Origin of the sequence: Streptomyces sp. NPDC004111, from assembly GCF_042874215.1 — a bacterium.
In the GTDB taxonomy this organism is placed as follows: domain Bacteria; phylum Actinomycetota; class Actinomycetes; order Streptomycetales; family Streptomycetaceae; genus Streptomyces.
The window spans coordinates 39,069-49,207 of the sequence record NZ_JBIAMU010000038.1 but is presented as its reverse complement, the minus strand read 5'-3'; the positions used below and the strand labels follow the sequence as shown (position 1 = coordinate 49,207).

Genomic DNA, 10,139 nt, shown 5'->3' with positions numbered 1-10,139 from the left:
GCGCGCGGTCTGCTCCGCAGACGCGACGCGGAGCCGCTACGCGGCTCTTTCCCGTATCGCTCCGCGATACGGGCTGCCGGTCCACTCCGTGGCCCTGCAGTCCCGGTGTACGGCTTCGCCGCACTCCGGGCCGGCGCCTTCGGCTCCGGAGGCCGGATCGCTCCGCGATCCAGCGACGGGCCGTGCTCCGCACGCCCCTGAAAAGCGCAGCGGCGGCGGTCGACGGGGCGTCGGATCCAGCAGGAAGGGGCGGGCGGGGCAACCCCGGGGTTGGTGTAGACCGGCTATGTCCTGCGCAGACCGGACAGGAAGCCGAGCTGTCTCTTCCGGTCTCACGGCATGACGCTACCAGTTTCGGACACTTCCTGTCACTCCCCCCGGATCCGTGTGCGTCACTTTGACATGGGCGCTACCTTGGTTCCAGAAAATGGACATCCTCTCGGCCCTCCGGGCGCCGAGAAATCTGGACCGTTGCGTCACCTGCTTTCACCGGCGCGTGGTGCAGGGATATCAACCGTAGCGAATACAGCCGGTGTGCCGCAGGGCCACGGGAAAAGAGCATCAGTCGACCGGGAAAGGGTTCTGTCGTATGCCAAGGGATACTTTGCGTCCGCACCAGGAAGAGGCGGTCGATGCCGCGCTGCGCCATCTTCAGCTTCCGGCCGGCTCTCCGGTGCCGGAGGACGGGCTGCGCTGCCAGGTGATCGCTGCGACCGGTTCCGGGAAGACGCGCATCGCGGCCGTGACCGCCCAACGCCTGCATGCCCGCCGGGTCCTGGTCCTGGTACCGACGCTGGATCTGCTGACGCAGATGGCCGCTGAGTGGCGGCGGGCCGGTCGAGGTGGAGCGATGGTCGGGGCGTGCTCGCTGGCAGCCTGGGAGTCCGGTGGCATCCCCTGCACCACCAACCCGGCGGAGCTGCTGGCGTGGGCCGGGGGCGAGGACACCGTGACGGTGTTCAGCACTTACGCTTCTGCCTCGACCACGGTGCAGCGGGCCCATGAGCTGGGCATGGGGGCGTTCGACCTGATGGTGGTCGACGAGGCCCATCGCACCAGTGGTGATGCGTCGAAGCCGTGGGCTGCGGTGCACGACCAGGCGAAGATCCCGGCCGTGCGACGGCTGTACATGACCGCCACCCCCCGCATCTGGGAAGCGGCCGAGGACGCGCGGCGGGGCGGCCGGGAGGCGCCGCGGCTGCTCGCGAACATGACCCCGGACTCGTCTGTGTTCGGGCCGGTGGCGTGGAAGTTGACGCTCTCGCAGGCGATTTCGCGGGGTCTGATCGCGCCGTACCAGGTGATCTGTGTCGACATCCGTGATCCGGAGCTCCATGCCGCGCAGGCATCCGGCGACCGCGGTTCGGATCTCGTGCGCGGGGCCCGGCTGGCCGCGCTCCAGGCGGGTCTGGTGACGGCGGCCGCGGACGAGAACCTGCGGAAGACGCTGGCGTTCCACTCCCGGGTCGCGGAAGCCGAAGCCATGGCAGAAGGCCTCCCCGCGGTCGCGGCACGGCTGTTCCGCGAGGACCCCAAGCGGTATCACCCGCCGGAGCGGGTGTGGGCCTCCTGGCTGTACGGGGAGCACAAGCCCGGCCACCGGCGGGCAGTGCTGACCGAGTTCGAGTCGGACGTCACCACCCGGCCCAAGGGCCGGGCCGCCGACGGCGATGCTGTGTCTCCGGCGATGTTGAAGGTGGTCAGCTCGGTGAAGATCCTGGGTGAGGGTCTCGATTTGAGCCGCTGTGATTCCGTCGCCTTTTGTGATGCGCGCGGTTCCATGGTCGACATTGTGCAAATGGTCGGCCGGGCCCTGCGTATGCAGCCGGGTGAGGGGAAAATCGCTTCGTTGGTGGTGCCGGTATTTATCGGGCCGGGCGAGGAAGCCGGGGAAATGGTGGTTTCCCCGGGCACGGAAACGCTCGGGAAGGTGCTTCAAGCCCTCCGGGCCCACGACACCGACACCGTCGAAGCCTTGGCCGATCCCCGCGTGCGCAGCGGGAGTTGGGAACCCGAGACCCCTGCGGAGGCGGGTGACGAGGTGGACCAGGAGCAGCCCGGCGGTGAGGCGCTGGGTCCGAGTGCACCGGCGCGGGAGCTGCTGAAGTTCTCCACTCCCAGGGACCCGGCCGAGGTCGCGCGGTTCCTGGCGCTGCGGGTGCTGTACCCGGAGACGGCGTTCTGGCGCAGCGGCATCACGGCTGCCGCCCGGTACGTGCGGGACGTCGCGGAGGATCGTGAGCTGCGGGTGCCGTACGACTTCGTGACCCCGGACGACTGGACGCCCGCGGGCTTCCCCCTGGGGACGTGGCTGCGGAATCAGCGGGTTGCCCACGGGGCGAAGACCCTGGAGCCGGAGCGGGTGCGGGAGCTGGAACGGTTGGGGGTCGTCTGGTCCCATCAGGACCGGGCGTTCGAGCAGGGCCTGGTGGCCGCCCGGCACTGGGCCGCTGAGCACGGGCACTTCCTCCCGCCGGCCAATGCTGTCTGGGACGGGTATCCGGTGGGGACGTGGGCGAAGAATCTGCGGACGGCCGCGCGGCTCGCGGATGCCCGCCTCCAGGAGCTGGAGGACGCGGGTGTTGACCTCACGGACGACGAGACGGGCGGTGGGCTGTCCTGGACGCGGCGGGAAGCGCTGGACGCGATCGACCCGGGGTGGTGCCCGGCATGGGATGCCGGGTGGCAGCGGTGCCTGCGGCTCGTACAGAACCACCTCAAGGACGGCGGCACGCTCCCCATGGAGGCCGGTGTACTGGTCGTGCAGGGGGAGGACCTGGGGCGGTGGGTCCAGGGCTGCCGGTTGGGCTGGGACCGTTTGCAGCCCGCACAGCAGTGGCTGTTGGAGCTTGCGTTGGGGCTGGGGCCGGCTGATGTGAGCGAGCGGCCGGTGAAGCGGACGCAGGATGACAAGTGGGCCACCAACCTGACGGCGGCGAAGGCGTTCCACGCCCGTGAGGGGCACCTGGTGGTATCGAGGAAGCACGTGGAGCACCTGGAGTCGGCTGACGGGTCGGCGGGCGCTCAGAGCGGCGCTGAGGGCGTTGTGGGGGTGCGGTTGGGGTCGTGGCTCGACAACGTCCGGAAGCGGGAGGACAAGCTCACCCCGGAACGCCGGGCACAACTCGATGCGTTGGGCATGCGGTGGTCGGCGGGCACGGCCAGGAGGTCGAAGTGAGCAGGCAGGCGCTGATCACCGCGCACTGGTTTCGGGAGGGGCCGGGCCGCAGTGGGTACTGGCTGTGTGGTTTCGAGGGGTGCGGGCGTCACCGGAGTGACCATGCGCAGGCCGAGGGAGACTGGCGGGCTTCTGCGCACCGGTTCGTGCCGCAGCGGATCAACCCGCCGCGCTGCTACAGGTGCGGGTTCCATGTCTCTCAGACCCGGCACACCGGGTGGGCCTGGGACTGGTACGACAGCCGGGTGCCCCCGAAGAGTGCGGCGGGCGTTCGCGGCCAGGAAGGTTCTTCCCAGTGACCGACAGCAGCATGATGAGCCCGGACGCGTACGGCAGTGGTCCGGTGGAGTGGGCGGCCGAGGACGTGCGGCAGGGCGGTGCCGACGCCGTCCTGGCGGTCGCGGTGCGTTCGTACGCGTTGTTCGCGGTGCACGCGCGGTTCGGCGACGGCATGGGCGAGGACGTCCTGCCCCTCGTGTAGTCGGCGATCTTGCCTGCGGAACGTGCGGGATACCCGGGGGTGCTGGAGGAGTTCGTGCGGGAGTACCGGGAGCGGCTGGCAGGGCTGTTCGCGGAGTACGGGCCGCAGTCGGCCACCGCGCAGCACGGGCGGCGCGAACTGCTCGCGCACCCGGAATCCCTGATCGTCCTGGAGCGCCTGGTGGCAGTGCGCTCCCGGTACACGCTGGCCGTGTGGTGGAACGGGGAGCTCCCGGACCGGTGGCTCAACGACGTCAGTGCCGTGTGGGGTGTCGGCAACGTGCTGTGACCGGGTGTCCTTCAGGGTGAGGGATCTGGGGGCGAGGAAAGAGGGTGGCTGGTGACGGGGCAGTGCCGGGCGTGGCTTCCCGCGTCCGGTGGTCGGCCGTGGCAGGGTTCCGGGTGTGCCGCAACGCACCGGGGCACCGCCACTACAACGCCGAGCATCAGCTCGACCCAGGTGCAGACGCACGTGGGCGGCTTCCCCGGCTTCTGCTTCGTGGCAGGCTGTTTCGCGGCGGCCGGGGCGGCATCTGGGCGCTTAGATAGCTGTCCAAGGCCACTCCCCGTTCGACCAGTGATCGTTTCCCGCCTGGGGAGAGTGCCTCCGCTCCTACGGGCCAGCTGATCCGGCGAGGACGTCGACCGAGATTCGAAGGAGGGTGCGGCTTTCGGTCTTGGAGGCCCGCGTCAGCTACCGCAGACAGGGGCGAGGTCGTGTTCCTGCAGATACTGCCTTTCCTCGTGCTCGGAAAAATTTCGGCTCAAGGCAGCGCAGATGGAACGGCTGATTTTCTTCGCATCACGAAGGTCTACGTCCCACACGCGTGCGGTGCCACCGTCGTTGGTGGCGAGCCTCCTCCCGTCCGAACTCAACGCCACCAACCCCACCCTGCCGGTGTCGCCTTCGAGGGGGGTGAGGGGCTTCCCGGTCGCTGTGTCCCACACGCGTGCGGTGCCACCGTCGTCGGCGGTGGCGAGGATCCTCCCGTCCGAACTCAACGCCACCGACCTCACCCTGCTGGTGTCGCCTTCGAGGGGGGTAAGGGACTTCCCGGTCTTCACGTCCCACACGCGTGCGGTGCCACCGTCGTCGGCGGTGGCGAGCCTCCTCCCGTCCGAACTCAACGCCACCGACCTCACCGTGTCGGTGCCACCGAGGCCGGGGGTGAGGGGCTTCCCGGTCTTCACGTCCCACACGCGTGCGGTGCCACCGTCGTTGGTGGCGAGCCTCCTCCCGTCCGAACTCAACGCTACCGACCCCACCGCGTCGGTGCCACTGAGGCCGGGGGTGAGGGGCTTCCCGGTCTTTACGTCCCACACGCGTGCGGTGCCGTTGTAGTCGCCGGTGGCGAGCCTCCTCCCATCCGAACTCAACGCCACCGACCCCACCGCGTCGTTGGTGCCTGTGAGGGTGATGAGGGGCTTCCTGGTCTTTACGTCCCACACGCGTGCGGTGCCGTTGAAGTCGGCGGTGGCGAGCCTCGTCCCGTCCGAGCTCAACGCCACGAACCCCACCCTGCTGGTGGCGCCTTCGAGGGCGGTGAGGGGCTTCCCGGTCTCGGTGTCCCACACGCGTGCGGTGCCGCTGATGTCGGCGGTGGCGAGCCTCGTCCCGTCCGAGCTCAACGCCACGAACCCCACCCTGCTGGTGGCGCCTTCGAGGGCGGTGAGGGGCTTCCTGGTTTTTACGTCCCACACGCGTGCGGTGCCGCTGATGTCGGCGGTGACGAGCCTCGTCCCGTCCGAACTGAACGCCACCGACGCCACCGTGTCGGTGTGTCCTGTGAGGGTGGTGAGGGGCTTCCCGGTCATTACGTCCCACACGCGTGCGGTGTGGTCGTCGTCGCCGGTGGCGAGCCTTTTCCCGTCCGAACTCAACGCCACCGACTCCATCGTGCCGGAGCCACCGAGGCGGGGGGTGAGGGGCGTCCCGGTCTTTACGTCCCACACGCGTGCGGTGCCACCGTAGTCGGCGGTGGCGAGCCTCGTCCCGTCCGAACTGAACGCCACCGACCCCACCGTGTCGGTGTGTCCTGTGAGGGTGGTGAGGGGCTTCCCGGTCTTTACGTCCCACACGCGTGCGGTGTGGTCGTCGTCGCCGGTGGCGAGCCTTTTCCCGTCCGAACTCAACGCCACCGACTCCATCGTGCCGGTGACGGTTTCGAGGGTGGTGAGGGGCTTCCCGGTCTTTACGTCCCACACGCGTGCGGTCCCACCGTCGTTGGTGGCGAGCCTTTTCCCATCCGAACTCAACGCCACCTCACCTACCGTGTCGGTGTCGCCTTCGAGGGTGGTGAGGGGCTTCCCGGTCTCTGTGTCCCACACGCGTGCGGTGCCGCTGACGTCGGCGGTGGCGAGCCTCGTCCCGTCCGAACTCAACGCCACCGACCCCACCGCGTCGGTGGCGCCTTCGAGGGGAGTGAGGGCCTTCCCGGTCTCTGTGTCCCACACGCGTGCGGTGCCGCTGATGTCGGCGGTGGCGAGCCTCGTCCCGTCTGAACTCCATGCCATGTCGTGCGAATGCGCGACTTGATGGCTGAGGAGGAGAGTCGCCGCGGGTGCTGCGTAGAGGGCTGCGGCGGCTTCTGCGGTAGGGCTGGTCTTCCACGCCTTGACGGCAAGCAGGGAGGACAGTTCGAGGTCGCTGTCCGCGAGGGTGGCGGACAGGGCCGCGAGTTGGCGGGACTGTGCGGTGCGCTCTGCGTTGGTGGCTGCGCGTTGTTGGTAGAAGGCGATGCCGGTGGCAATGAGGGCGAGGGCCAGGAGTGTGCCGAGGATGGTGTTGAGGCGTCGGGTGCGGCGCAGGGCCTTCTGTTGTTGTTGTCTGCTGGCGTGGAGGAGTGCGGTGATCTGGGGTGTGAGGGCGCGGTGGGTGGCCCATTCGTTGCCTTCGGCGAGCAGGGAGCCTTTCAGGAGGTCGTCGGGCAGGCCGCTGCGTGTGTGAAGGGCGTGTTGTTCGCGGGTGCGTTGCAGCCAGACCTGGAACTGGTGGTCCTGGGCGACCCAGTCGCGCAGGTCGGTCCAGTCGCGCAGGAGGGCGTCGTGGATGAGTTCTGCGGTCGCCTCGCCAGGAGCCTGCGGGCCCGGGGCCAGGCTCGGGTGGGTGATGGTGTTGGTGGTGATGATGCGGTAGCCGGTCAGGGCGGCCAGTACGGCGTCGAAGCCGCTGTCGGAGCTGATGCCACCTGCCTGGGCGGGCCGGGGGTCGGCGGTCAGTTCCCGGAGCTGGGTGAGGGGGATGAGCTGGCGGGTGGCGGGGGTGCCGTGTTCGGTGTCGGCGGGCCGTACCAGCGCGGTCAGGACATGTTGGGCGGTGGTGCGGTGGTCGTGGGGCAGTTGGGCAAGGGCCTGGTTGCACCAGGCGGTCATGCTGCCGGTAACTCCGCCGATCTTGTCGTAGGCGGCGTGGGTCAGGCGGCCGTCCTCGCGCCGTCGGCGCAGCCACAGCTGGCGCAGGGCCAGTTCGAGTGCGGGGAGCAGGACGGCCGGCGCCTGCCGGGTGGTGGGGTCGGCGTCCAGGACGTCGTTGACGATCCGCTCTGGCAGTCCCGGTTCCCACGGCAGGCCCACGGTCTGGGCGGGCCGGGTGACGATGGCCTCCAGCTCCGGGCGGCCCAGTGTCCCGGGGATGTTGCACATTCCCGGGGAGGCGGCGTCGATGAGGTCGGGGGCGAGTTCGGCCAGGGGCGCGTAGAAGTCGTTGCGCGTGATCAGCAACAGGGTGACCGGTACGGGAGAGGCGGCCAGCGCCGCAAGCTCCTGGACGGCCCGTATCCGCCCGTCGCCCCCGTGCCTGTGGTCCTCCCCGAGGTGAGGGGTGGGGGTGGGTTGGGTGAGGAGTTCTTCGAACTGGTCGATGACCAGCAGCAGCCGGTCGTGTTCGGGCTCGGCCGCCAGCCGGGCCTCGGCCGCATCGACAAGGCTTCCGTCCGTGGCGCCGGGGAGCCCGCTCTCCTCCAGTTGTGCCAGGAGGCCCCGGCCGGGGCGGGTCACCAGGGGCAGCCAGCGGTCACTGCCGGGGATGGCCCCGTCGGCCAGGGCGGGCAGCACTCCGGCGTTGACGAGGGACGACTTTCCCGCACCGGACGGCCCGAGCAGCATCAGCAGCCGCCGGTTCCCGGCGAAGGCTGCCAGGACCTTCTCCACCGCCCGCTCACGGCCGTGGAACCACTGCGCGTGCTGCGCTCCGAAGGGCTCCAGCCCTCGGTACGGGCACACCTGACGCTCCGCGAGCCGGGGCCATGCCTCCCGCAGTACTTCCGCGGGGGTGGCGTAGGCGATGTCCAGGCCCTTGAGGTGGGTGTCGGGGGAGACGACCGCGGTGACCATGCCGACCACCAGCCCGGTCATCTCGTCCACCACCGGCGCCCCGCTGAACCCGGTCGTCAGGCCGTTGGCCTCCGACAGCTGCAGCAGTGGCCCCGTCTCGTCCTGCCCGCCCAGCAGGTCCGCGGCCGTGGCGTAGCCGAAGTGACCGCCGCCCAGGGCCTGGGCGGGAAACCCGAACGAGAACACCCGGTGCCCCCGGCACCCGGCCGCCACTCCCACCGGCAGCCCGCCCGCCCGCTGCGGCAGTCCCGTCAGACGCAGCACGGCGATGTCCTGCGCCTCCGGGTCCCGCCACCCTTCCGTGAGCACCTGGCCCGTCGCCGATGGTGTGCCCGGGAGTCCGGGGAATGCGATCTCGACGCGTCCGCCCGGTTCCTGCCCGGCGGCACGGACCACGTGCGCACAGGTGAACGCGGTGTCCCGGCCGACCAGGAAACCCGCCCCCACCGCGCGGCCGTCCGCCCCCAGCACCTGGAAGACCGTCCCGAGCGTCCCCGCCTCATCCCGGAGATCGTCACCGTCGCGATCCGGGGTTCCTAAGCTGCCGTTCACGCCTCACGCACGACCGGCGTCAGGAGCACCCGCGGGCCCGGATCGGCTGCCTTCCCACACCACTCGGACTTTCAGGTGCACGGCTGCCTCGCCCGTGGTGATGACCGCCCCGGCCTTCGCCGACAGATTCACCCCGAACTCCACCTCCACCGACTGCGAACCCGCCTCACGCAGCGACTCCAGCACCGCACGCGCCGTGTCCCGCACCGGAACAAGCGACTCCTGCAACGTCCGCGGCAGCTCACGCACCGCGTCACCAATCCGCCCGGCCTTCACCGGCCCTCCGTTCGGCGACACCTCCTGCCCCGGCTCCTCCAGCAGGATCGTCCCGCCACCCTCCAACGGCAGCCACACATACCCAGGCATCAACTCGTCCTCCTCGTAAGCATCGTGAGCCTCAAGCATCCCAGCGGACTACGACGCTCATCAAGCAGGTTCCACACACGCGGGCCAGTAAGAAGGACCCCTACGGAGTCTCCGTGGGGGCGATCGATTCAGACGGGCAGGATGCGGCAGGCTCCCCCGCTGGGACTGCAGGACTTCACCGATCGGTCGGGGTATCGGTGCACACGGTCAAGAAGGTACGGGGACTGCGTTCATGGACGCACCCGTGACCCCCGCTCCGGCGCCGAGGCCGCATCAGCATCGCACCATGTGCCTCCGCCACCAGGCGCCCCGCATCCGCTGGTGCTCTGACCGGGAAGGTTCACCGGGATGGTGGCGAGCGTCGGAGCGTGTCGCTCGATTTGCTGTTCCGTAGGCTCGGCCCCCATGGAGACAACGACGTCCTTTGTCCATCATCTCGGGGTGTTCGCCTCGGACTTCGAGGCCAGCGAACGGTTCTACACCTCTGCGCTGGAAGCGCTGGGGATCGGCGTCGGCCATCGGGCCGACGGTGTCGCCGAGTACTGGAGACCACAGCAGGACACACCGTCGTTGTCCCTGGAACGCTCACTGGACGAGGCTGCCGCCACGACGGGGGTGCACATCGCGTTCACGGCGGTCAGCCGGGATGCGGTGGACGCGTTCCACGCGGCTGCGGTAGCGGCCGGAGGCGTCTCTCGGCACGTGCCCCGCTCGTGGAGCCAGTACCGCGCCTACTGTGCGTTCGTCAGCGACCCGGACGGCAACAACATCGAAGCCGTCCACAAGGAGACCTCCTAGCGATCCGATGCTGGTCAGATGGAGAGTCGGCGCGGGGCCTCTTGGGGCCACCGCCAGGGGCGGAACCGAGTCCCTCCCTGATCCAGACCCCCACAGCAGAGCCCGGCGAGGGGGTGGTGGGTCCCGCCGGGCTCTGCGGTGCGTGGTGCGTGCCCCGGTCGACGGGGCCCGCGCGGGCCGACCGCCCCAAACGGCCGTCCCTCCACGCACACTTGGTGCGGAACATCCTGCCCCGTCGCGGGCCTCGGCCACCACCCCGCACCGCCCCCGGGGTGGCCCTTGCCCGCCTGCGTCGGCGTTCTGCCGCGGGAGGAACGTCGGGGCCCTGGCCGCGCGCGCAACGGGCTGCGGGTGTGCCCGCCGGCCGTGGTTCACCGCCGGCGCCCGGGTCGTGTGCGGGAGGTCAAGAACGGTTCCCGGGAGCCGCTCGCCC

General features: G+C 70.0%; 6 protein-coding genes. 4 read left to right on the top strand and 2 right to left on the bottom strand.

The features are described 5' to 3' along the window. The first annotated feature begins 604 nt into the window (after positions 1–604). The 3 genes from ACFYVL_RS43040 (at position 605) to ACFYVL_RS43030 (ending at position 3,947) form a co-directional block, all read left to right on the top strand. The gene (locus ACFYVL_RS43040; RefSeq protein ID WP_389255341.1) at positions 605–3,178 is read left to right on the top strand and encodes a Helicase associated domain protein; all 2,574 of its coding nucleotides are present in this window, start codon (positions 605–607) and stop codon (positions 3,176–3,178) included. A 295-nt stretch (positions 3,179–3,473) separates the two neighbouring features. Continuing rightward, the gene (locus tag ACFYVL_RS43035) at positions 3,474–3,659 is read left to right on the top strand and encodes a hypothetical protein (protein WP_389255339.1); all 186 of its coding nucleotides are present in this window, start codon (positions 3,474–3,476) and stop codon (positions 3,657–3,659) included. Positions 3,660–3,668: 9 nt separating this feature from the next. Further along, positions 3,669–3,947 carry a hypothetical protein gene (locus tag ACFYVL_RS43030; protein WP_389255337.1) on the top strand — a complete coding sequence of 93 codons (279 nt, stop codon included), beginning with the start codon at positions 3,669–3,671 and terminating at the stop codon, positions 3,945–3,947. 401 nt (positions 3,948–4,348) lie between these two features. On the opposite strand, the gene ACFYVL_RS43025 is transcribed toward ACFYVL_RS43030, so the two are convergent. Further along, the gene (locus tag ACFYVL_RS43025) at positions 4,349–8,461 is read right to left on the bottom strand and encodes a trypsin-like peptidase domain-containing protein (RefSeq protein ID WP_389255335.1); all 4,113 of its coding nucleotides are present in this window, start codon (positions 8,459–8,461) and stop codon (positions 4,349–4,351) included. An 84-nt stretch (positions 8,462–8,545) separates the two neighbouring features. Further along, a complete protein-coding gene (locus tag ACFYVL_RS43020) occupies positions 8,546–8,908 on the bottom strand; it encodes a CU044_2847 family protein (RefSeq protein WP_389255333.1) in 363 nt (120 codons plus the stop codon). Between the two features lie 405 nt (positions 8,909–9,313). On the opposite strand from ACFYVL_RS43020, the gene ACFYVL_RS43015 reads away from it, so the two are divergent. Continuing rightward, the gene (locus ACFYVL_RS43015; protein ID WP_389255331.1) at positions 9,314–9,706 is read left to right on the top strand and encodes a VOC family protein; all 393 of its coding nucleotides are present in this window, start codon (positions 9,314–9,316) and stop codon (positions 9,704–9,706) included. Positions 9,707–10,139 lie beyond the last annotated feature (433 nt).